20 protein-coding genes and 1 pseudogene are annotated in these 21,866 nt (G+C 73.9%); 6 read left to right on the forward strand and 15 right to left on the reverse strand.

Annotated features, from left to right (window positions below; genetic code table 11):
* Positions 1 to 28: 28 nt before the first annotated feature.
* The 3 genes from ACU610_RS02635 to ACU610_RS02645 all read right to left on the reverse strand — a co-directional run bounded on the left by ACU610_RS02635 (position 29) and on the right by ACU610_RS02645 (position 1,639).
* The gene (locus tag ACU610_RS02635) at positions 29 to 382 is read right to left on the reverse strand and encodes an STAS domain-containing protein (RefSeq protein ID WP_446766169.1); all 354 of its coding nucleotides are present in this window, start codon (positions 380 to 382) and stop codon (positions 29 to 31) included.
* A 287-nt stretch (positions 383 to 669) separates the two neighbouring features.
* Positions 670 to 978, reverse strand: coding sequence for a hypothetical protein (locus ACU610_RS02640; RefSeq protein WP_446766170.1), 309 nt, complete (start codon positions 976 to 978; stop codon positions 670 to 672).
* Positions 979 to 1,054: 76 nt separating this feature from the next.
* Positions 1,055 to 1,639 (reverse strand): hemerythrin domain-containing protein, encoded by a 585-nt coding sequence (locus ACU610_RS02645; RefSeq protein ID WP_446766171.1) that lies wholly within the window; start codon positions 1,637 to 1,639, stop codon positions 1,055 to 1,057.
* Between the two features lie 128 nt (positions 1,640 to 1,767).
* Here ACU610_RS02645 and ACU610_RS02650 point away from each other — a divergent pair, with 128 nt between their 5' ends.
* Positions 1,768 to 2,028 carry a hypothetical protein gene (locus ACU610_RS02650; protein ID WP_446766172.1) on the forward strand — a complete coding sequence of 87 codons (261 nt, stop codon included), beginning with the start codon at positions 1,768 to 1,770 and terminating at the stop codon, positions 2,026 to 2,028.
* A 24-nt stretch (positions 2,029 to 2,052) separates the two neighbouring features.
* Here the strand turns inward: ACU610_RS02650 and ACU610_RS02655 are convergent, their stop codons facing one another.
* The 3 genes from ACU610_RS02655 to ACU610_RS02665 form a co-directional block, all read right to left on the reverse strand.
* Positions 2,053 to 3,240, reverse strand: a complete 1,188-nt coding sequence (locus ACU610_RS02655; RefSeq protein WP_446766173.1) for an acyl-CoA dehydrogenase family protein — start codon at positions 3,238 to 3,240, stop codon at positions 2,053 to 2,055.
* A 173-nt stretch (positions 3,241 to 3,413) separates the two neighbouring features.
* Positions 3,414 to 5,522: a DUF6777 domain-containing protein gene (locus ACU610_RS02660; protein ID WP_446766174.1), complete on the reverse strand. Its 2,109-nt coding sequence runs from the start codon at positions 5,520 to 5,522 to the stop codon at positions 3,414 to 3,416.
* Positions 5,523 to 5,667: 145 nt separating this feature from the next.
* Entirely contained in the window at positions 5,668 to 7,968 is a 2,301-nt protein-coding gene (locus ACU610_RS02665; protein ID WP_446766175.1) for an FHA domain-containing protein, read from the reverse strand.
* A gap of 256 nt (positions 7,969 to 8,224) precedes the next feature.
* Here ACU610_RS02665 and ACU610_RS02670 point away from each other — a divergent pair, with 256 nt between their 5' ends.
* Positions 8,225 to 9,262 (forward strand): ion channel, encoded by a 1,038-nt coding sequence (locus ACU610_RS02670; protein ID WP_446766176.1) that lies wholly within the window; start codon positions 8,225 to 8,227, stop codon positions 9,260 to 9,262.
* A gap of 3 nt (positions 9,263 to 9,265) precedes the next feature.
* On the opposite strand, the gene ACU610_RS02675 is transcribed toward ACU610_RS02670, so the two are convergent.
* Both ACU610_RS02675 and ACU610_RS02680 read right to left on the reverse strand, forming a co-directional pair.
* Positions 9,266 to 9,772, reverse strand: coding sequence for a mycothiol transferase (locus ACU610_RS02675; protein ID WP_446766177.1), 507 nt, complete (start codon positions 9,770 to 9,772; stop codon positions 9,266 to 9,268).
* Between the two features lie 182 nt (positions 9,773 to 9,954).
* Positions 9,955 to 11,280, reverse strand: a complete 1,326-nt coding sequence (locus ACU610_RS02680; RefSeq protein ID WP_446766178.1) for a serine/threonine-protein kinase — start codon at positions 11,278 to 11,280, stop codon at positions 9,955 to 9,957.
* A 154-nt stretch (positions 11,281 to 11,434) separates the two neighbouring features.
* Between ACU610_RS02680 and ACU610_RS02685 the strand changes: the two genes are divergently transcribed.
* Positions 11,435 to 12,013, forward strand: a complete 579-nt coding sequence (locus ACU610_RS02685; RefSeq protein ID WP_446766179.1) for a universal stress protein — start codon at positions 11,435 to 11,437, stop codon at positions 12,011 to 12,013.
* 9 nt (positions 12,014 to 12,022) lie between these two features.
* Here ACU610_RS02685 and ACU610_RS02690 read toward each other — a convergent pair whose 3' ends face one another.
* The 6 genes and pseudogenes from ACU610_RS02690 to ACU610_RS02715 form a co-directional block, all read right to left on the reverse strand.
* Complete coding sequence (locus ACU610_RS02690; RefSeq protein ID WP_446766180.1) at positions 12,023 to 12,523, reverse strand: DUF2505 domain-containing protein; 501 nt, start codon at positions 12,521 to 12,523, stop codon at positions 12,023 to 12,025.
* A gap of 76 nt (positions 12,524 to 12,599) precedes the next feature.
* Positions 12,600 to 13,034 (reverse strand): DUF6069 family protein, encoded by a 435-nt coding sequence (locus ACU610_RS02695; protein ID WP_446770686.1) that lies wholly within the window; start codon positions 13,032 to 13,034, stop codon positions 12,600 to 12,602.
* A 143-nt stretch (positions 13,035 to 13,177) separates the two neighbouring features.
* Positions 13,178 to 13,969, reverse strand: coding sequence for a phosphotransferase (locus ACU610_RS02700; RefSeq protein WP_446770687.1), 792 nt, complete (start codon positions 13,967 to 13,969; stop codon positions 13,178 to 13,180).
* 145 nt (positions 13,970 to 14,114) lie between these two features.
* Positions 14,115 to 15,419 (reverse strand): annotated as a pseudogene (locus tag ACU610_RS02705) (amino acid permease); the annotation flags it as partial.
* 67 nt (positions 15,420 to 15,486) lie between these two features.
* Complete coding sequence (locus ACU610_RS02710) at positions 15,487 to 17,139, reverse strand: AMP-binding protein (protein WP_446766181.1); 1,653 nt, start codon at positions 17,137 to 17,139, stop codon at positions 15,487 to 15,489.
* 10 nt (positions 17,140 to 17,149) lie between these two features.
* On the reverse strand, positions 17,150 to 18,115 hold the full coding sequence (locus ACU610_RS02715) for a cyclase family protein (RefSeq protein ID WP_446766182.1): 966 nt from the start codon (positions 18,113 to 18,115) through the stop codon (positions 17,150 to 17,152).
* Positions 18,116 to 18,278: 163 nt separating this feature from the next.
* Here ACU610_RS02715 and ACU610_RS02720 point away from each other — a divergent pair, with 163 nt between their 5' ends.
* Positions 18,279 to 19,568 (forward strand): hydroxyacid-oxoacid transhydrogenase, encoded by a 1,290-nt coding sequence (locus tag ACU610_RS02720; protein WP_446766183.1) that lies wholly within the window; start codon positions 18,279 to 18,281, stop codon positions 19,566 to 19,568.
* On the opposite strand, the gene ACU610_RS02725 is transcribed toward ACU610_RS02720, so the two are convergent.
* The gene (locus ACU610_RS02725; protein ID WP_446766184.1) at positions 19,569 to 19,985 is read right to left on the reverse strand and encodes a PaaI family thioesterase; all 417 of its coding nucleotides are present in this window, start codon (positions 19,983 to 19,985) and stop codon (positions 19,569 to 19,571) included.
* Between the two features lie 212 nt (positions 19,986 to 20,197).
* Between ACU610_RS02725 and ACU610_RS02730 the strand changes: the two genes are divergently transcribed.
* Both ACU610_RS02730 and ACU610_RS02735 read left to right on the forward strand, forming a co-directional pair.
* Entirely contained in the window at positions 20,198 to 20,326 is a 129-nt protein-coding gene (locus tag ACU610_RS02730) for a hypothetical protein (RefSeq protein ID WP_446766185.1), read from the forward strand.
* 328 nt (positions 20,327 to 20,654) lie between these two features.
* Positions 20,655 to 21,845, forward strand: coding sequence for a hypothetical protein (locus tag ACU610_RS02735; protein WP_446766186.1), 1,191 nt, complete (start codon positions 20,655 to 20,657; stop codon positions 21,843 to 21,845).
* Positions 21,846 to 21,866 lie beyond the last annotated feature (21 nt).

Genomic DNA, 21,866 nt, shown 5'->3' on the forward strand with positions numbered 1-21,866 from the left:
GGTCCCCGGGTCCGGCGCCGGACGCCGGTCAGGCCGGGACGCGCTCGGCGTGGTCGTCGTCCAGCAGGTGGCGGCCGAGGTGCAGCCGCACCAGCACCCGCTGGAGCTCGGGAGAGGCGCGGCACAGCGTCAGCCGGCGGCCGTGTCGCAGCAGGCGACGGTAGGCCGCGCCGATCGCGCGCAGTCCGGTGTGGTCGGTCACGGTGACCCCGCCGACGTCGAGCACCCACCGTTGCTGCTCGGTGAGCAGCAGGCCGGACACCGCGGAGTGCAGGACGCGGGCGGTCCGGGCGTCCAGCCGGCCGGTCACGCTCAGGCGGCCGGCACCGAGGTCGACCTCGACGACGAGAGCTCCGGCCTGGGGAGACGGCGGGAGGGGCAAGCGATCACCTCCGGGCGCACACCAGGCGACGGGGAGCCGGCCACCGTGCTGCGGGACGAGCGGCGGGCCGGCGTCTGGACCCGAGGACAGGCTAACGGAACGATACCGTCTCGACAACGGATCACCGACCCGGTGCCCTGCGCGGGAGCCCGGACCGGGCTCCCCCGCAGCGTCGTCAGCGCTGCGCCAGGTAGGCCGCCGCGGTCTCCCGCAGGCGGTCGTGCACGCCGTCGAACGCGACGGCACCACGAGGGTGTCCCTGGTCGCTCTCCAGGACGGCGGCTCACTCAGTCGGTGGCCGGCGGCAGCAGCCGCGGCATGAACACCTCGTCGATCGGGCGCGGGCCGACGTACTGCCGGCAGGTGCACGGCACCCACTGGTGCCCGGTCCAACGGCCGCGCTTGTCGTGCACGTCGCGGCGCAGCTCGGCATAGCAGGTGTTGGTCTCGGTGTCGTGCTGGCTGAGCGTGTGGCCGCATCCGCACAGCGGCGCGGGCGGCTGCGGCGGGGGAACGGGACGGCGGCGGCTCAGCCGACCGCCGAGGAAGCCGACCGCGAGCAGCGCCGCACCGACCAGCAGGCTGACAGGTTCCACCGACGTGCTCCTCCGTGATCGCGACCCCTCGACGGTAGCGCGCGCGAGGAGCCGCCGGTGGGCTCGGCCGGTGCGCTCAGCTCTTGTGCTTGCCTCGGCCGCTGACGGCGTCGCGGAGGTGGTCCAGCAGGCTGGCGACCGGTCCGAGGACGGTGCGCACGCCCGGCTCGTTCGGGGTCATCGGGTGCGCGCGAGTCGGCGCCATGGCCTTGACCCGCTCCACCTTCTGGGCCATCTCCACCAGCTCGTCGCGGCTGAAGCTGGCGCGCAGCTCGGTGAACATCCGGCTCTCCTCGTGCTCGACGTGGTGGCGGATCTCGCGGATCAGGGTGGCCACCTCGGTGTCGAACTGCGGGTCGTCGGGGTCCATCCGCTCCAGCCGCTTCATGGTCTCCTCGGCCTCCGCGTGCTCGTGCTTGGAGTGCTCGGCCTCCTCCTTGTCCACCTGCTTCTCCACGCGCGGATAGACCTGCGTCTCCTCGGCGACGGAGTGCTTGACGAGGCCGATCGTCACCTCATCGACCAGCTCCCGCTTGCGCCGCAGGGAGTCGGGGTCGGTCTGCCCGAGCAGGCCCTCGAGCTGGGTGAAGATGGCGTCGAACTCCCGGTGGTCGGCGCTCAGCAGGTCCACCACGTCGCGCTGGCTCTCGGTCTGGGTCACGGCTGACTCCTCGGGGTGCGGGGACCCCTGCTGGGTTCCCCGCGGTGGCGACGGACACACCTCCTGACCAGGACCGCCGTGACCTGTTCGTGTTGTTTTGCCGATGTGAGGTAGGGCACAACTCGAGCGTGCAGTCCTATGCAGTGGGGTTTGCCCGGCCGGACCGCTGGTCGCCGGGGCGGCCGACCGAGCAGAGCAGACCGTGGCACGCCGTCGAGGCCCACCGGCCGTCGACCGAGCTGGACGGCGAGGTGGAGCTCGCCGTCTGCGGGGCGATCGTGCAGGTGTGGGGTTCGCAGGACTGGCAGCGCGTCGGCGCCGGCCGGACGGCGTGCCCGGAGTGCCGTGAGCTGACGTCGGTGTCGCGGCCGCTCAGCCGGGTCGGCTGAGCGGCCGGCACCTCCGCCGTCCGATCAGCGGCGCTCGGGCCGCCGCCCGCTGATCGCCGAGAGCCCGGTGATCTCCCGGCCCACGATGAGCGCCTGCACCGAGTCGGTGCCCTCGAACGTGAAGACGGCCTCCATGTCGGCGTGGTGCCGGGCCACGTGGTGGTCGATGAGGATCCCGTCGCCGCCGAGGATGTCGCGGGCGTCGGCGACGATGGCCCGGGCCTTGGCGGCGTGGTTCATCTTGGCCAGGGAGGCCATGGCCGCGGTCATCCGGCCGGCGTCGGCCAGCTTGGACAGCCGCCAGCACATCAGCTGCATCGCGGTGATCTCGGCGAGCATCCGGGCCAGCTTGTCCTGCACCAGCTGGTATCCGGCGATCGGCTGGCCGAACTGCTCCCGGCGCAGGGCGTGCGCCAGCGCCAGCTCGTAGGAGGCGGTGGCCAGCCCGAGCGCCCGCCAGGCGACGGTGTAGCGGGTGCGGTCGAGCACCTTCGAGACGTCCTTGAAGCTGTGGCAGTTGGCCAGCCTGTTCTCCGCGGGCACCCGGACGTCGGTCAGCGTGATCTCGGCCTGCCACACCGCGCGCAGCGCCGTCTTGCCGGTCATCACCCGGGCCTCGTAGCCCGGCGTCCCCTTGTCGACGACGTAGCCGCCCACCGCGCCGTCCTCACCGCGGGCCCAGATGATCACGTGGTCGGCGATGCTGCCGTTGCCGATCCACTTCTTCTGCCCGTTGAGCACGTAGGAGTCGCCGTCGCGGCGGGCGGAGGTCTCCAGGCCGACGGCGTCCGACCCGTGGGCGGGCTCGGTGAGGCCGAAGGCGCCGACCTCCTCCAGCCGGGCCATGGCGGGCAGCCAGCGCTCGCGCTGCTCCTCGTCGCCGAGCATCGCGATCGACTGCATCGCCAGGAAGCTGTGCACGCCGTTGAAGGTCCCGATGCTGCCGTCGGCGCGGGCGAGCTCCGCGGCCACCAGCCCGGCGGAGACGTTGCTCATCCCCGGGCAGCCGTAGCCCTCGATGGTGCCGCCGGCGATGCCCACCTCGGCGAGCTTGGGCACCAGCTCGAAGGGGAACTCGGCGCGCTCCCAGTACTCGTTGATCCGCGGGGTCACCTCCTTCTCGCAGAAGGCGCGCACCCGGTCGCGGATCTCGATCTCCTCGGGCTCGAGGAGTTCCTCCAGGTCGTAGAAGTCAGGGCTCGACTCGCTCATGCACGGACGCTACGACCGGCGTGGCTGATCCGCCCGGTCCGGCAGCGCGTGACGACTCCCGGCGGTGACGGGTGTCCTCGGCTGCAGCCGGTGGAGATCGGCGTCCGCATGCGCGCAGACACGCGCCAGAGGACCAGGACGGCCGAGCACAGGGACGACGTCGACGCGCGGGGTCAGCCCGGGGGCGCCGACACGTCGGGGACGGTGACGCCGGAGGCGGTGCCGTCCGAGGGGAGCGCGCGCTGGTCGGTGACCCCCTGGCCGGGCAGCGTGCTGTCCGAGGTGGGGCTGGCGGACGTGGTGCTGGCGCCGGGGGTGGGGCTGGCGGACGTCGGGCCGACGGGCGTGGTGCTGGCGCCGGACGGCGACCCCGAGGGGCTGGAGCCGGCGGAGGTCGTGTCCTGGTCGATCGGGCTCTCGCCGTTCGGCCCGGGGGGCGTGGGCGTGGCCGGCGAGGGGGAGCCGGACCCCGTCCCGCCTCCCGGTGCCGGTGCGTGCGAGTCCTGGTCGGCCTGTTCGGCCGCTGCCTCGGGGGAGAAGTCCAGGGCCGCCCGGACCTCCTCCGGATCGGTGGGTCCGTCCTCGTCGCCGTGACTGCCCTGCGGCCGCTCGACGGCCACGGTGGCGTCCGGTGCCTCGTGGACGATGACGAAGTCCTCGACGACGGTGGGAGCCGGCTGCACCACGGTCACGGGCCGGCTCTCGAGCTCCGGCCACGTCTGCCCCTCGTAGCGGGCCCGGTCGCGCGGCACGGGATCGCCGAGCGGGTTGCCGCAGGAACACCGCACCCGGGGGACGCCGCGATCGTCGACCAGCACCGCGGTCCCGGTCTGCAGGACGGACTGGTATGCGTTCGCCCGGCCGTCGCGGTGCCCGTGGTTGGTGACGGCCGTGTCGGCGCGGAGCACGACCGGGGTGAGCGACACCAGGAACGATCGGATGTCCTCGCCCTGGATGCCCTGCGCGCCGGCCCACGCCCGCGCCTTGGCCGGGTGCGCCTCGAGGTGGGTCGCCAACTCGTCGGAGTCGCACACCTCGGCGCCCGTGCCGCCGTACAGCCCCGCCGTGTCCCCGGACACGGGCACGTCCGCCTGCGGGCGCGTCCCGTTCCCGGGGCTGCTGCCGGCCGCCTCGGAGGAGGGAGCCGGCGGCGACCCGGGTGTCGCGTTGCCGTCCGGGGGCACGAAGGGGTCCTCACCGGTGGACGTCGCGGGCTCGGCCTCGACCCGCACGGCCTCTGCCGGCACGGCCTCGACCGACCGCAGCAGGTCGACACCCACCACGACAGCTCCTGCCGCGAGGACCGTCAGCGCGACGAGGAGCACCTGCGACACCAGGCGTCGCCACCGGCCATGCGACCCGCGCCTCCCGACCGACGCGCCGGTGAGCGCCCTGGCGGCGGGAGCCACCTGGGACAGGTCCACGGACACCGTCGCCGCGGCGGCCGGGGAGGCGTTCCGGGGCCCGCGCAGCGCTGCAGCTGCGGCGGCGGCCAGCTCACCGGCGCTCCGGTGGCGCCGGTCCGGGTCCTTGGCCATGCCGCGGGCCACGACCTCGTCGAGGCTCGCCGGGACGTCCGGCACCGCCTCCGACGCCCTCGGTGGCTCCAGGGTCAGGTGGGCGTACATCAGGGCGGGGATCTCGTCAGCCTGGAACGGCGGGCGCCCGGTGAGGGTCTCGTACAGGAGGCAGGCCAGCGAGTAGACGTCGACCCGGTGGTCGGTGGGGCGGCCGAGGAGCCGCTCGGGCGCGATGTAGTCGATGGTCCCGACCGTCGTCCCGGCCGTGGTGTGCCGTCGGCTGCCACCCACGGCGGCGACCACGCCGAAGTCCGCCAGGTAGCAGTGTGGTCCGTGGCCGTCGTCGGCGAGCAGCACGTTGGACGGCTTCACGTCCCGGTGCACGAGGCCTGCCCCATGAGCGGCGTCCAGCGCGGCCGCCACCTGACCGATGACGGCAACGGCGCGGGCCGGTGTCATCGGCCCCTGAGCCGCCAGCACCTCCCCGAGGTCCTCGCCGTCGACCAGCCGCATGTCGAGGTAGAGCCGACCCTCGATCTCGCCGAAGTCGTGGATCGGGATGACGTGCGCCTCGGTCAGCTGCGCGGCTCGCCGGCACTCCGACAGGAACCGCGCGCGGAGACGCTCGTCGGCGACGAACTCCGGGCGCAGCCGCTTGAGGGCGACCATCCGTCCGTGCACCGTGTCGTGTGCCCGGTGGACCTCACCCATGCCCCCGCGGCCGAGGAGTTCCTGGAGTTCGTAGGGTCCGAAGAGCTCCACGACCATGATCGCCGTCCCGGGGATCGGAGGCGCCGGCTGACCCGCTGGCCCGCGGGGGCGGCCAGTCTGGCTTCACCGTCAGCACCGTGTCCAGGGCCGACCGACCCAGCCGTCCCGCCCGAGAGGGAGGCACGCCCCCGGCTGTTCAGTGCCGGCGTCGGCGCCGACGTGGCTCGTGGCGCCGCAGCACGATGCCCACCAGGACGACCAGCAGGAGGACCATGCCGCCCAGGACGAGAGCGTCCGCGAGCCACGTCGTGGCGCTGTGCCGCCACAGCGGGTCGTCCGTCGTCGGCTGGGTCACCCGCAGGTCCATCGTCACCGCACCCATGGCGTAGGCCCACCGGGACGGGACGGCCCAGGAGAGCTGCTCGAGCCCCGGCCGTCCGGCGAGGCCGAACAGCCCGCCGGACAGGACGAACTGCACCATGACCACCACCACGAGCAGGGGCATGCCACGGTCCGCGTTGCTGATCAGGGCGGAGATGACGAGTCCGACGACCATGGAGGCGACGGTGACGGCCACGACCGCGAGCGCCACCTCCAGCTCTCCCGAAGGGAGCAGCACCGCGCCGTCCGGGCCGGGCCTGCCCACCATCGCGAGCGCCGCGAACGCTGCAGCCTGGACGGCCGTCACCACGGTCAGCACGGTCACCTTGGCCGCCACGTACGCCACGCGTGACAGCCCGATCGCACGCTCGCGGTGGTAGATGGTGCGCTCCTTGACCAGCTCCCGGACCGAGCTGGCCGTGCCCATCAGGGCGCCCCCCAGGATCAGCACGAGCAGGAGTTGACGGGCCTGCACCGGGTTCGCCCCCGAGACGGAGAGCCCTCGGGGGGCGGTCATGGTGTGGGCCAGGCCGCTCAGCAACACCGGCAGCAGGCCGAGGAACGCCAGGTACGTACGGTCGGCCAGCAGGACGTCGAGCGTGCGTCGGGACAGCACGCGGTACTGGACGAGCGCGGAGCCCCTCGGCGGGGGAGCGGGCTCAGGCGGAGGCCGATCCGACGGCCGGCCGGAGCGGCGGCGGTCGAGGCCCGAGCGCCGCAGCCGGTCGTGCCAGTCGACCCCTGTCTGGCGCTCCAGCAGCAGGAACACGTCGGCGAAGTCCGCGACCCCGAAGTACTCCAACACCCGGTCCGGTGGACCGTCGTAGGCCATCCGCCCGCCGGGCGCGAGGACGACGAGGTGGTCGCAGACCTCCAGGTTGAGGACGCTGTGGGTGACGACGACGACGGTTCGTCCCGAGTCCGCCAGCGCCCGCAGCGTCTGCATCACCTGTTTGTCCAGCCCCGGGTCGAGTCCCGACGTGGGCTCGTCGAGGAAGAGCAGGGAGGGCCGGGTGAGGAGCTCCAGCGCCACGCTGGTCCGCTTGCGCTGACCGCCGGAGAGCTTCTCGATCCGCTGGTGCGCCCTCTCGGTGAGTCCGAGTTCCTCCAGCACCTCCTCGATGCGCCTGGTGCGGTCCTCCCGCGGCGCGTCCGGGGGGAAGCGCAGGCGGGCCGCGTGGGACAGGGCGCGCAGCACACTCAGCTGCGGGTGGAGGATGTCGTCCTGGGGGACCACCCCGATCCGGTGTCGCACCTCCTCGTAGTCCGCGTACAGGTCCCGTCCGCCGTACCGCACCACGCCCGCATCCGCCGGGCGGGTCCCGGTCAGGGCGCCGAGCAGGGTCGACTTGCCGGAGCCACTCGGCCCGAGGATCGCCAGCAGGCTGCGCCCGGCCACCCGCAGGGCGAGGCCGTCGAGCAGGCGGCGTCCGTCGCGGGTCACGACCAGGTCCGCCGCCTCGATGTCGACGTCCCCGTCGTCCTGGTGAGCCAGCAAGCGGTTCCCGGACAGGTGGAGGACCGCGTGCCCGATGCCGATCAGGTCACCCTCGGCCACGTCGGCCTCGGTGACCCGCTGCCCGTTGAGGTACGTGCCGTTGGCACTGCCGGCGTCGCGGATGTGCCACCTGCCACCGACGCGCTCGAGGACGGCGTGGTGCCGGGAGACCAGGAGGTCGTCGATGACGACGTCGTTGTCCGCGAGCCGCCCGACGGTGATCCGGGAGCCCGCGACGTCGTGCACCCCGGTCCTCGCGGCGTGGGTGGACTCCGCGGTCTCTGGCCCCGCACCAACCCGGACCGGGGCCAGGGTGAGCACGACCCCGTCGACGGGGTGGCCCAGCGCCACGGCGGTCGGGGTGGTGATCAACACCTGTGGCATCCGGCGCCCGTCGAGGAAGACCCCGTTGCGGCTGTGGTCGACCAGGAGCCATCCCTCGGCCGTGGCGTCGACCGTGGCGTGGTGCCGGGACACCCGGGCGTGGTCGACGGGGATCGACGACGAGTCGTCGCGACCGATCGTGAGCGACTCGCCCACGGGGACGATCCAGCGCTGTCCCCCCAGGCGGACCTCCAGGGGCGTCGACCAGTCGCGGACGACCGTCTCCCGGTCCATCTCGACTCCCGTGCTGGCGCTGCGCGGTGGCTGTGTGGTCGCACCGTCCCGAGCGGACCGATGAGACCCCCCGCCGACCCGGGGCGCAAGGTCGTCGGCCTCGCCACGGACCGGACGTGCCTCGACGTCCCGTGCCGCGGGTGCGTGCAGCACCCGTGGCGCGGGTGCGACCCGCTGACCGGCCCCCGTCGGTCGCTGTGCCACCGATCCGTGATCACGTCCGCTACGTTGCCCCGGTCGTCGTCGGGAGGGTCGGGTGCCGTTTCTGATCGCGCGCCTGGCGCGCCTGCTGCGCGTGAGGCTGCCCGGGTGGCGGCTGCCCCTGGCCGTGGCGCTCGTCGTCTTCCTGACCAGTTGGGCGGCCATGGCCCTGGTGGAGCCGGCCGCGACCGGCATCGCCGCGCCGGGCACCTACTGGTGGTACTTCGTCGTCACCGCGGCCACGGTGGGCTACGGCGACGTCTACCCGGCCTCGGCCGGCGGCCGCGTCGTCGGCGTGTACGTCATCGTCGGCGGCATCGTCACGCTCACCCTGCTCTTCACGCAGCTGTCCGCCGCGCTGCAGTCGGTGAGGGGCAAGAGACTGAGGGGGCTGGTCGAGCTGGACCTCGCCGACCACGTCATCCTGCTCGGCTACACCCCGGGGCGGACGGCGCGCATCGTCGCCGAACTGTGCGCCGAGGGCCGTACCCGCGTGGTGCTCTGCGCCTGGGACGAGGACGTCCCCGAGGACCCGCTGCCCGAGCGGCTCGACGTGCAGTTCGTCCGCGGCGACCTGACCTCCGAGGACGTCATGGCCCGCGCCTGCGTGGCCCGCGCCCGAACGGCGGTCGTCGACGTCCGCGACGACAACGAGGCCCTGGCGGTCGCGCTCGCCGTCACCCACGCCAACCCGCGGATCCACCTGGTCACCGCGCTCCGCGACCTCGGCCGGCTGGGCACGCTGCGCTACGTGCACCCCGACGTCCAGGCGGTGCAGTGGCACATGCCCTTCATGCTGACCGAGGAGGCCACCGACCCCGGCATCGCGCAGGTCTACACCGACCTCATGACCAGCGGTGGACACGGCAACACGTACTCGGCGCGCGTCCCGAGCGGCTTCCCGCACCGCACCTTCGGCGACTGCCAGACCTGGTTCGGCCGCACCTTCGGCGCCACGGTGCTGGCCCTGCGCACCGACGGCGGGCCGCTGGTGGTCAGCCCCGGCTGGGACACCCCGGTGCCCGAGGGGACGACGCTCTACTACGTCGCCGCACAGCGCATCGACGCCGCCCGGCTGCGCGCCGGCACGTGAGCCTCAGCGCCCCAGCAGGCCGCGGACGTAGGCCGCCTGACCCAGGTGCTGCAGGTCGTCCGACAGCACGCTGACCAGCCGGACGCCCAGGGTGACCGGCGGGTCCCAGCTGGTGTCGACGACCCGGTCGAGGTCCTCGTCGGACAGGCCGCGCAGGAACTCCGCCGACCGCGCGTGCACGGCGCCGGAGTAGCCCAGCAGCAGGTCGGCCGAGGGCACCCGCACGGCGTCGACCTCGTCGTCGCTCATGCCGTAGCCGGTCGCCGCGTCGTCGACGGGGAGGCCGAAGCGGCCGGCCCAGCCCCCGCTCGTCCACACCTGCTCGGTGCCGGCGACGTCGGCGACGTGGTCGTCCTGTATCCGCAGCCCGTGCCAGGCCAGCCAGCCGATCGGGTTGGCGCCGGGCTGCACCCGGCGGTTCAGGTCGTCGGGCTCCAGACCCTCGACGGTGCGGGTGAACGTCTCCTCGGTCTGCTCGTAGGCGTAGACCAGGACGTCGCGGCTGCGCATGGTCGACCGCTACCCGCCGCCCGGCCGGTCACTCGCCGTCCGGCTCCTCGGGCTCGCTCTGCGCCTCCAGCTCGGAGGCCTGCTCGGGGGTCTCGAGCTCCAGGGCGATGTCGCGGGGCTGCGGGGTGTCGGCGGACGGCGTCGTCATGGCCCGAGCCTGCCCCAGGACGGGTCGGTCCGCGTCACCAGCCGTACAGGGTGCCGAACAGGGCGACGACGCCGACCGCCACGGCGAGCAGCACGAGCCCGAGCAGCAGCAGGGGGACGACGACCCAGCGGCGGCGGAACCGCCGCCGCCGCTGCTCCCTGGGGCGGGTCGCGACGGGCGGCGGGGCAGGAGGCACCGCGGCGGGCGGGGGCGACCAGGCGGGCGGAGGCGACGAGGCCGGCGGAGGCGGCCAGGCGGGCGGGGGCGTTCCGGCGGGCCGGGACGGCGGGGGAGCGGCCGTCTCCGACGTCTCCGCCCGGCGCTTGCGCTCGCGCCGCCGCTCGGCGAGGTGCCGCGCCTGCTCGCGGGCGTCGCGTGCCACGGCTCCGAGCGCGGTCGCCGACGCGGCCGCCAGGGCCCGGAGGTCCGCGGCGTCGATCCGCTGCAGCCGGTCGCCGTTCGCCTCGGGCTCCGCTGCGGGCTCCGCCGGGGGCGGGGCCGGCCCGGGCGACCAGGGGTCGGTCGGGGGCGCCCCGTCGAGGACGGTGTGCAGCTCCCGGCGCGCCTGCTCGGCCGTCATCCGCCGCGCCGGGTCCTTCTCGAGCAGGCCGAGGACCACCGGCGCGAGCGGGCCGGCGTGGGTCGGCGGCGGGGGCTCCTCCGCGACGACGGCCATCAGCGTGGCCATGGGCTCGCCGCGGGCGAAGGCCGGGCGCCCCTCCACCGCGGTCCAGAGCGTCGCGCCGAGCGACCACAGGTCCGCGGCCGGGCCCGGCCGCTCCCCGTGGGCGCGCTCGGGCGCCATGTAGGACGGCGAGCCGATGATCGCGCCGGTGGTGGTCAGCGTCGGGTCGCCGGTGGCGGTCGCGATGCCGAAGTCGGTGAGGCAGGCCCGCCCATCGGGGGCGACCAGCACGTTGGCCGGTTTGACGTCGCGGTGCACGATCCCGGCCTCGTGCGCGGCGGTCAGCCCGGCCAGCACGTCCAGCCCGATGCGGGCGACCGCCGGCCACGGCAGCGGGCCCTCGCTGTCGATGACCTGCTGGAGGCTGCAGGACTCGACGTGCTCCATCACCAGCCAGGGCCGGCCGTCCTCCTCGACCACGTCGTAGACCGAGGTCACCGAGGGGTGGTCCAGCCGGGCGGCGGTGCGGGCCTCGCGCAGCGTGCGCTCGCGCAGCACCCGGCGCTCCTCCTCGGACAGGTGCAGGGCGAAGGTGACCTCCTTGACCGCCACCGGCCGGTCGAGCCGCAGGTCGGTGGCCAGCCAGACGACACCCATGCCACCGCGGCCGAGGACCTCGCGGAGCGCGTAGCGCCCGGCGAGCAGACGTTCGGCGGACGCCGGCTCCGCGGTCATGGGCGGACGGTACGCCCGCGCGGGCGGTCCTGCGCCCCCCGATCGCGCGCGGTGACCGAGGGCCTTGTCGGCTCCCTCGGTGGCCGCGCATGATCACAGTGCCGGTCGTCCGTGGGCACCGGCGCCCCGGCGGCCGGTCTGCGAGGAGGCCGTCATGACCGAGCAGGTCGAACGGGGCGAGACAGCCCAGGCGCGAGGTCCACGGGTCGTGGTCGGTGTGGACGGCTCCGCGGGAGCGCGGGCCGCGTTGCGGTTCGCCGTCGAGGACGCCGTCCGCCGGGGCGTGCCCGTCGAGGCGGTCATCTCCCACCGGCCGCCCGAGGCGTGGATGGACTTCGACGCGGTCGGCGACTTCGACTACGACGAGGCCGAGGCGGCGGCGGTGGCGCGGGCCGAGACGTTCATCGCCGAGGTGCTCCGCGAGGTCCCGGAGCCGCACCCGGAGATCCACGTGACGGCCGTCCTCGGCTCGGCGGCGGACGCGCTCATCCGCGAGTCGGTAGGCGCGGACCTGCTCGTGGTCGGCAGCCGGGGGCACGGCGGGTTCTCGAGCATGCTGCTCGGGTCAACGAGCATGCAGTGCGCCCTGCACGCGCCGTGTCCGGTCACCGTCGTCCACTCGCCCGAGTCCCACCGGGAGCGGCTGCACCTGCGGCGCCGCCACGACGGGGAGCGGGTACGGGCGCGGCGGAGGCGCTTCCGGGGGGCGACGGCCGACTTCACCGGCCCCTGACGCCCCCGGTCAGTCGGGGGAGCCCAGCCAGCGGCGCAGCACGTCGTCCTCGCGGCGCAGCACGACCAGCGCCAGCTCGCGGACGGCGGCCTCGGCCTGCCGCCCGACCACCGGCGCGTCGACCTCCGCCTCCCCGGTCACCGTCGACCGGGTGCCCGCGGCGGTCGGCCGCAGCCGCCGCTCGCCGCGCACCGCCGCCGCCCGGCCGAGGATGCGGGACTCGACCTGCAGGACGGCACGGTGCCCGCCGTCGCCGTCGGTCGTCCAGTTGCGCCGGTCGGCGACGGTGACCTCGCGGCCGACGAAGCGGGTGAACACCCCCGGGACGCCCTGCGTGGGGACGACCAGCCGCAGCGCCGTGTGCGGGTTGTCGCCGTCCGGGATGCTCTCCACCGACTCGAGTCGCGCGCCGAGGGCCTGCGCGTAGTCGCGGAGGAAGGCCTCGTCGGTGAGGACGGCGAGGACGTCGTCCGGGCCGGCCGGGAACGTGGTGGTGTGGTCGATGGGCACGCGCCATCCTGCGACGGCCCCCGCGTCCGCGCCCGTCGAGCGCCGATCCGCTCCATCCGACCGTGCCGCCGACCGGTCAGTTCCGGCGTCCGGTCGGCAGGCGACGGGCGACGGCCGGGACGACGATCGCCGCGGCGACGAGGTGGGTGACCATCAGCAGCACCCGGGTGTCGGTCGTGGCGTCGGCGACCAGGTCCGGGACCAGCGACAGCGCGGTGAGCACCACGGTCGTGCGCACGAAGGTGCTGCGCGGCTGCCGGGCGCGGCGGGCCAGCACGGCGGCCAGCGCCACACCCACCAGGGAGAACAGGACGGTCAGCACCGCGAAGCCGGACACCGGGATCGGCGCGCCGCTGACGTCGAGGCTGATCCCGGCGGCGGAGCCCACGGCCGCGACGGTGCTGGTCGCGAGGGCGGCGACCGCCGTGGCGGCCACTCCCGCGCCGACGATCGAGGCGGTGCGGCGGCGGGTGGTGGCGGTGGGAGCGGTGGTGGTCAGCGTGGCGGTCATGACGTCCTCCGAGCGGAACGGCCGGCTCGGTGCCGGCCTCTCACCTGGACGTCGAACGGCGGCGCCCCGGATCGACACGGTCGCCGGAGTTCTTCTCCACGGCGTCCCCGCCACGCGCCGGAGGCGGCCGGCGGCCGGGCGGGTCATGCGGGGAAGAGCCACGCGAAGCTGCGCCGGGCGGCCTGGGCGTACTCCGCCCGGCCGGTCCGCAGGCCGTACCCGAGGTCCTCGAGGGCGGCGCAGCGGGCGAGGAAGACGATCCGCGGGCCGGCGTCGGGCAGACCGCCGTACGCCTGCAGGACCTCGGCCAGGAAGGCGGGCCCGAAGTCGCGGTACAGCCGGGCGAGGTCCACGGCCGGGTCGGTGACCACGCAGTCCGACCAGTCGAGCACGCCGGTGACGCACGTGTCGTCGGCGAGGAGGTGCTCGGCGCCGAGGTCCGCGTGCGCCACCACGCGCAGCGGGGAGGGGCGCGGCACGTTCGAGCGGACCACGCGCAGCAGCTCGTCGGGCCCGTCGAGGTCGGCCAGCCACTCCGCGGGGTCGGCGTCGTCCTCGTCGACGAAGTCGCGCACCGCGGCCGGGTCGGTGGCGTGCAGCGCGCGCAGGAAGCGGCCGAGGACGGTGGCGGTGCCCGGCGCCGGCGTCCGGCCGAGCAGCGGCCGTCCCGGCAGCAGCCGGTAGCCGAGCACCCCGGCGTCCCCGTCGGCGATCACGGGGACCGGGACGGCCAGCGGGAGCCGCGGCGCGAGGAACTCCAGCAGGCCCGCCTCGCGCTGCACGTCGGGACCGTCGGCCACCCGGAGGACCAGCTCGCCCACGGCGAAGGCGGTGTTGTCCAGCCCGCGGCCCAGCTCCCGGAGCGGCCGGTCGGCGAGCTCGGGAGCGTGCGTCCGGAGCGCCCGGGCGGCGCGTGCCGCCGCGGGCTGGGTCACCGGCCCGGCGTCCCCACCGCCGGCGCTCACTCGCGGGGCGGGGGGCCACCGCGCGCCGGTGCAGTGGGCTGTCCGGGTTCAGCAGCGAGTGCCTGCGGCCGTAGGCCGCGTAGACGACCAGCCCGATGACGAGCCAGACGCCGAAGCGCACCCAGGTCTCCCAGTGCAGCTGGGAGATGAGGAACAGCGACGCCAGGACCCCGAACGCGGGGACGACGGGCATCAGCGGCAGGCGGAACGAGCGGGGCGCGTCCGGCCGGGTGTAGCGGAACAGGATGACGGCGACGCACACGACGACGAACGCCGACAGGATGCCGATGTTCGTGAGGTCCGCGACGGCGCGGATCGGGAAGACGCCGGCGAGCACCGCCGACCCGACCCCGGCGATCCAGGTGACGCGCTGCGGGGTGCCGTGGCGGTCGACCCGGGCGAACCACGGGGGCAGCAGCCCGTCGCGGCTCATGGAGAACCACACCCGGGTGACGCCGAGCAGGAAGGTCAGCATCACGGTGAGGATCGACAGCACCGCGAACACCGAGATGATCGTGGCGATCACCGGCAGGCCGGCGTTGGTGAACGCGGAGGCGAAGCCGGCGGTCGGGTCGATCTCCCGGTAGTCCTGCATCCCGGTGAGCACCAGCGTGGCCAGGACGTAGAGCACCATCGCGATGACCAGCGACAGGACGATCGCCCGGGGCATGTGCCGCCTGCCGTCCTCGGCCTCCTCGGCGGCGGTGCTCATCGCGTCGTAGCCGAAGACGGCGAAGAAGACGGTGGCCGCGCCGGTGAGCACCGAGCCGAAGCCGGCGGGCAGGAACGGGTCGTAGTTGGCGGTGTCGATGTAGAAGGCGCCGAGCCCGATGATGAACAGGATCAGCAGGATCTTGATCCCCACCGCGACGAGCTCGAACCGGCCGAACGTCCGGGTCCCGGCGCTGAGGATGGAGGTGACGAGCAGGCAGATCAGGACGGCGGGGACGTTGACGACGCCGCCCTCCTCGGCCGACGCGGTGACCGCCACCGGCAGGCTGACCCCGAAGCCGTCGAGGAACGCCTCCAGGTAGCCGGAGATGCCGATCGCCACGACCGCGACGATGGCGATGTACTCCAGCAGCAGGTCCCAGCCGATGAACCACCCGATGACCTCGCCGAGGGCCACGTAGCCGTAGGTGTAGGCGGAGCCGGCCCGCGGGATCATGCCGGCGAACTCGGCGTAGGACAGCGCCGCGGCCGCCGATGCCAGACCGGCGACGAGGAACGCGATGAGCACCGCCGGACCGACGCCCGGGTTGTCCGCGTCGCCGTGCGCGACCAGGCCGGCGAGCGAGAAGATCCCGACGCCGATGATGCCGCCGACACCGATGGCGGTCAGCTGCCAGAGCCCCAGGCTCTTGGTCAGCGCACCGGCCCCGCTCTCCTCCTCCAGCTCCTCCATCCGGTCGACCGGCATGCGCCGCCAGATGGAGTGCCTCGCCTGCGTGGCCACGCGTTCCCCCTCGTGGTCGGACCAGAGGCGGTCAGGACCCTCCGCGCAGCTCCCGGCGGAGGATCTTGCCGGTGACGGTCTTGGGCAGCTCGTCGACGATCTCGACGCTGCGCGGGTACTTGTAGGCGGCCATGCGCTCCTTGCAGTGCGCGATCAGCTCGTCGGGCGTGGCGCTCCCGCCGGGCACGAGGCTGACGAAGGCCTTCACCGTCTCCCCGCGCTTCTCGTCGGGGACCCCCACCACCGCCGACTCGCGGACCGCCGGGTGCTCGGCGAGCACGTCCTCGACCTCGCGCGGCCACACCTTGTAGCCCGACGCGTTGATCATGTCCTTCTTGCGGTCGACGATGAAGACCCAGCCCTCGGGGGTCATGAAGCCGACGTCGCCGCTCTTCAGCGCGCCGCCGGGCAGGTTGGCGGCGGTCTCCTCCGGCTTGCCCCAGTAGCCGGCGACCACCTGCGGCCCGTCGGCGACGATCTCGCCGACCTCGCCCAGCGGGAGGTCCTTCCCGTCGTCGTCCTGGATGCGCACGACCGTGCTGGGTGCCGGGACGCCGACCGACAGCGCGCCGGAGGTGGGATCGACCGGGGACGGCGAGCCGAACGGCGTGACCGTCATCGGCGAGGTCGTCTCGGTCAGGCCGTAGGCGTTGTGCACCTGCTTCCCGGTGGCCTCGAGGAACCGCCGCTCGGCGGCCGGGGAGATGGGCGCGCCGCCGGAGTAGATCGACGTGAACGACGCGAAGTGGTCCCGGGTGACCCCGGGGGCGTTGAGCAGCGCGCTGAACGCGGTGATCGCGCCGATGGTGAACGCCGGCCGGTGCTCGAGGAAGGCGTCCAGGACGACCTGCGGCTCGAACCGGTAGGCCAGCACCAGCGGCGCCGGCACGAGCATGCTGACCGCGATGTGCCCGATCAGCCCGGTGATGTGGAACAGCGGGGCGATGCCGAAGATCGCGCCGTCCCGCCCGGCGTGCACCCAGTCGCGGTAGACCTGCGCGGTGAAGACGACGTTGCGGTGGGTGTTCATGGCGCCCTTGGGCACCCCCGTCGTCCCCGAGGTGTAGGTCAGGAACGCGACGTCGTCCGGGCCCAGCTGCACCGGTGGCGGGGTCTGCCCGCGGTGCTCGGCCAGGAACTCGTCGAGGTCCGTCGTCCCCTCGTGCCGCTGGCGGCCCACCCCGGCGAACAGCCGCTGGTCGTCGCGGGTCTGGAAGTCCAGCTCGCTGGTCGTGAGCACCAGCCGGACGTCGGTGTCGGGCACGACGTCGCGGGCGACCTGGTCGTACAGCGACTCCAGGGACACCAGCACCGTGGCCCCGGAGTCCTTCAGCAGGTAGGAGAGCTCGCGGGCACGGCTCATCGGGTTGATCGAGACCATGATCCCGCCGGCCTTCCAGGCCGCCACCATCGCGATGACGAACTGCGGGACGTTCTGCAGGTAGACGGCCAGCCGGTCGCCGCGGGAGAAGCCGTTGGCGAGCAGGCCGCTGGCCAGGGCGTCGCTGAGCTCGTCGAGCTCGCGGCGGCTGACGACGCCGTCGAAGTACCGCAGCGCGTCACCCGACGGGTCCCGGGCCAGCCCCGCGCGGAACATGCTCAGGGCGTCGTCGAACTCGATCTCGTAGTCGGCCGGCTGGTCGCCGTACAGGGCGAGCCAGGGGCGCTCGTCGTAGTCGCTCACGATGGCAGCCCTACTTGATGACGACGGGGTTGACCGGGGAGCCGCTGCCCTTGGCGACCTTGAGCGGGGCGGCGACGTAGAGGAAGGCGTACTGCCCGTCCTCGGCGCAGTCGGCGGCGAGCTGCTCGAGGTCGGCGATCTCGGTGAGGGTCACGCCGAGGTTGCGCATGAGCGCGTTGTGCAGGACGAGCGCGACGCCGGTGTTCGGGTCGGTGGTCACCTCGTTGGCGATCGTGTCGGTGACCAGGTTGGGGATCTCCATGTCCTGGAACCACTGCACCAGCTCGGGGCTGTACACCAGGCCCGGCTCGTTGAAGCCCTCGTAGAAGGCCTCCCCCTGCTGGTGGAACAGGGACAGGAAGTTGGTCCGGAGGATCAGGATGTCCCGCTTCTGGATCTCCACGCCCTGCGCCTTCGCGCACTCGAGCAGGTCCTCGTGGCTGAAGGTCTCGCCCTTGTCGAGGGTCTCCTTGCCGCGGAAGCGGGCCATGTCGAGCAGGACCGCCCGGCCGACGACGCCGCGCTGGGCGATCGGCTCGACGCTGGCCTTGTCCAGACCCCCGATGGTGGTGCGGGCGTCGTAGCCGTTCCAGATCTTGCCGCCGTACCAGACGTGGCCCAGCCCGTCGTACTGCGTCGAGCCCTGAAGGAAGGCGTTGATCTTGTCGTCGGCGTAGTGCAGGCCGCCGGGGTACTGCGGCGCGTCGGGGGAGTCCCAGGTCGACTCGTCGAGGATCTGGGTCCGCTCGGCGGGGGAGCGGCCGGGCCACACCGGGTCGCCCTTCGGGTCGCCGATCAGCCGCTGCAGCGTGAAGACCTTGCCGGAGCGGACCAACCGGACGGCGGCGAGCACCTGCTCCGGGCCGAGGTAGTTCAGGCAACCGATCTCGTCGTCCGGACCCCACTTGCCCCAGTTCGTCGGCGCGTCGGCGAGCAGGTCGTCGAGGGCGGGGGCGGTGGCGGGCGCGTCGGTCACGAGTACCTCCTGGGCTGGGAAGCGGGCCGCCGGACGGCGGACGGAACGGTGTCGTGGACTATTCCGCCGGTGTGGTGCGGACCACAAGGCACGTGCAACATTCGGCGCAACGCCGCCCAACCGCACCGCCCGACCGCACCGCCCGACCGCAGAGAGGGACGTCATGAGCACCGTCTCGCCCGCCCACCCCGAGTCCGTCTTCACCTACGGGGCGCCGCAGCTGAAGTTCGGGAGCGGGGCCTCCGAGGAGATCGGCTACGACCTGAGCCGGTACGGCGTCCGGCGGGTGCTGGTGGTCACCGACGCCGGCCTCGCGGCCACCGGCATCCCGCAGCGCGTGGCCGACCAGATGGCGCAGTTCGACATCGAGGCGCGCGTGTACGACGGCGTGCACGTCGAGCCGACCGACGTCAGCCTCGTCGCCGCGATCGAGGAGGCCCGCTCCACCGGGCCCTGGGACGCCTACGTCGCCGTCGGCGGGGGCTCCAGCATCGACACGGCCAAGGCGATCAACCTGCTGACCACCAACCCCGGCGAGCTCCTGGACTACGTCAACGTGCCGGTGGGGAAGGGGCAGGCGCCGTCGAATCCGCTGAAGCCGCTCGTCGCCGTCCCGACGACGACGGGCACCGGCTCGGAGAGCACCACGATCTGCGTCATGGACGTGATCGCGGCGCGGGTGAAGACCGGGATCAGCCACGCGATGCTGCGCCCGACCCTGGCCGTGATCGACCCGGACCTCACGCTGACCCAGCCGCCGGGGGTGACGGCGGCGTCGGGCATGGACATCCTGTGCCACGCCCTGGAGAGCTACACGGCGCGCTGGTACACGACCTACGAGCACAAGACGCCCGAGAAGAGGGTGCCCTACTGCGGCTCGAACCCCATCTCGGACATGTGGGCGGAGAAGGCGCTCTCCCTGCTGGCCGGGTCGTTCCGGCGGGCGGTCCGGCACGGGGACGACGAGCAGGCCCGCGCGGACATGGCCCTGGCCGCCACCTTCGCCGGCATGGGGTTCGGCAACGCCGGCGTGCACATCCCGCACGCCAACGCCTATCCGATCGCCGGGCAGGTGAAGGACTTCCACCCCAAGGACTACCCGGCGGGCGAGCCGATGGTCCCGCACGGGATGTCGGTGGCGCTGACCGCGCCGGAGGCCTTCCGGTTCACCTTCGAGGCCGCCCCGGAGCGGCACGTGCGGGCGGCCCAGCTGCTGGCGCCCAACGCCGGCCTCCCGACCGAGGCGGTCGACTTCCTGCCCATGGTCCTGACCGACCTGATGCGCGACATCGACATCCCCAACGGCGTGGGGGCGGTCGGCTTCGACGAGGCCGACGTCCCCGACCTCGTCGAGGGCACGATGAAGCAGCAGCGGCTGCTGGCGACCTGCCCCCGCGAGGTCACCGAGGACGACATCGCCGGCATCTTCCGCCGGTCCATGTCGCTGTGGTGATCAGCTCAGGCGGACGACGCTCTTGGTGACCTGGGCGGTGGCGACCAGCTCGCCGTCCACCACGGCCTCGGCGCGCATGAACGCGACCGCGCGGCCGCGGCGCAGCACGGTGGCGGTGACGTCGACCCGCTTCTCGGCGGCCACCGGCCGCAGCAGCGACACGGTCTGGTCGTGGGTCACCGCGTGCTCGGCGTCGGACAGCCGGGGGAGCAGCGCGAGGTAGCTCGCGGTGTCGAGCAGCGTCGTCACCGCGCCGCCGTGCAGCACCCCCGCCTGGTTCTGCGCCGTGCGGCCGACCGGGAACCAGACGCCGGCGGAGGGGTCGGCCGGATCGCGCAGCTGCATGCCCAGGAAGCGGTTGAGCGGGATGTCGAGGACGGCGCGCACGCGGGCAGCGGTCTCGGTCTCGGAGGGCACGCGGGCCACCTCTCGTCGGGGACTCGTCGAGCCTCGCACGCGTCCGCCGGGGAAGCCGCGGGCACGGGCGGGTGGACCCCACCCGGAAATGGGGGAACGCCCTCCGGAATTGCGGGGGACTGCTCGGTGTCGGCCGTTCTGTCAGCTCGCCATTCTCTTCTCAGGCACACCACGGGAAACAGGTTCCCGGGCCTGGAACGAGGGAGAGACACGTGCACGATCACGACTGGGACGAGGACCACGGCGACGACTGGGGCGGTCACGACGAGGACAGCCACGACTACGACTACGGCTGCGACGAGTACGAGGACTTCGACGACGAGTCCTACGGCGACTACTGACCGGACCGCGGCGTGGCCCGGGCCGCCCGGGCCACGCCGCACCCGGAACGGGGAGCACGAGCCGCTCCGTCCCCGACCGGTACCGCCCCGCTGCCGTGTCGCCGAGGAGGTCGGCGACCGCCCGTCGAGAGCTGCGACGACCCACCCGAGCCCCGGTGGCGTGGCCCTGTCCACCCGGGTCACCCCACCGCCACCACCCACGACCGGCTTCCCGAGCCTGCAGGAGCAGCGTCTCCGGGACCGGGCCGTCCCCGGTGTCGTCGCGCCCGACCGGGCCACCGCCGGCAGCTCTGCCCGCTCCACCCACAGGACGAGGACGGCGCGTGAGATGACCACCCACCGATCCGGACCCACCGACGCCGGCCGGGTGACGGCGGAACTCCGAGAGCTCCTCGACCTGTGCACCAGGGGAGCCACCGCCAACGACCGACAGGACCTCGTCGAGCGACTCGCCGGCGCCCGCCGGGTCCTGGAGACGCCGGATCCGGCCGGGCACTCCGTCCGGGACGCCGCGGCCGTCGTCCTCCGCGCGTGCGACTCCCTCGAGGTGGACCTCCGGGCGCTGCGTGCCCACCTGCAGGACCCGGCCCGGGTCCCCCGGCTGCAGGCGGAGCTCGCCGACGCCCGGGCCCGCAGGGAGACGTTCGAGTCGCGGGTCCAGACCTGGCCGGCCGTGCTGGGGGAGGGCTTCGCCGCCCTCGGCTCCGACCTCGAGTTCGAGGTGCGCAGGGCCACGCGCGCGGTGCAGGCCGAGGCCGACGCCGCGCTGGTGTCGACCGATCCCGGCCGGCACGCCACGGAGCTCGAGAGCTGGCTCCGGGGACGCCTGGTCGCCGAGGCCGAGCGGATCCTCGGCCGGCTGCACGAGGACACCCGCGCCGTCGCCGCGCGGCTCGCCGACCAGGTCGGACTGGCTGCGCTGGACGTCCCGACGTCGTCGGTGCTCCCGGCGGGGCGGCTGGTCGCCGACCTGCGTCCCCACACGCCGCCGGTCGGAGGCGGGCAGCCCCTCGCCACCCGAGTGCTCAGGGTCGCGATGCCCGGCTACGCCGGGATCATGATGACCTTCGTCCTCTCCCGGCTCGGAGGGCTGCAGCTGCCCGGCTGGGTGATGGCCGTCGCCGCCGTGCTGGGCGCGCTGGTGACCGGTGGCGCCGCGCTCCTCGGGGACCGCCGCCGCCAGCTCGAACGGCGGCGCAGCGAAGGCCGCGCCATGGTGCGCGGGTTCCTCGACGACTACCAGCTCGTCCTCGGCAAACAGGTGCGTGACGCCCTGCGGGTGCTGCAGAGCGACCTGCGGACCACCACGTCGGCTGCGGTGGGCACGCACCTGCGTCAGCTGTCCGAGCGGCTCGACGCGGCGGCCTCGGCCGCGAAGGGGGCCAGGCGCATGGCGGACGAGGTCGCCGACGTCGAGGCCGGCCTCGGGTCGATCGCCACGCTGCGGGACCGGGCACGCGCGCTCCTCGATCCGTCGGCAGAGGGCGCACCGGCACGCCGGCTGGTCCCGGTGGCCTGATCCCCGCGGACACCGGTCGAC

Source organism: Geodermatophilus sp. URMC 61, from assembly GCF_052931555.1.

Bases quoted from the DNA above. Each gene is read 5' to 3' on its own strand.
- ACU610_RS02655 (WP_446766173.1), bottom strand. From the start codon at position 3,240: ATGAGCGAGTCGAGCCCTGACTTCTACGACCTGGAGGAACTCCTCGAG.
- ACU610_RS02665 (WP_446766175.1), bottom strand. From the start codon at position 7,968: ATGGACCGGGAGACGGTCGTCCGCGACTGGTCGACGCCCCTGGAGGTC.
- ACU610_RS02675 (WP_446766177.1), bottom strand. From the start codon at position 9,772: ATGCGCAGCCGCGACGTCCTGGTCTACGCCTACGAGCAGACCGAGGAG.
- ACU610_RS02680 (WP_446766178.1), bottom strand. From the start codon at position 11,280: ATGACCGCGGAGCCGGCGTCCGCCGAACGTCTGCTCGCCGGGCGCTAC.
- ACU610_RS02685 (WP_446766179.1), top strand. From the start codon at position 11,435: ATGACCGAGCAGGTCGAACGGGGCGAGACAGCCCAGGCGCGAGGTCCA.
- ACU610_RS02695 (WP_446770686.1), bottom strand. From the start codon at position 13,034: ATGACCGCCACGCTGACCACCACCGCTCCCACCGCCACCACCCGCCGC.
- ACU610_RS02720 (WP_446766183.1), top strand. From the start codon at position 18,279: ATGAGCACCGTCTCGCCCGCCCACCCCGAGTCCGTCTTCACCTACGGG.
- ACU610_RS02735 (WP_446766186.1), top strand. From the start codon at position 20,655: ATGACCACCCACCGATCCGGACCCACCGACGCCGGCCGGGTGACGGCG.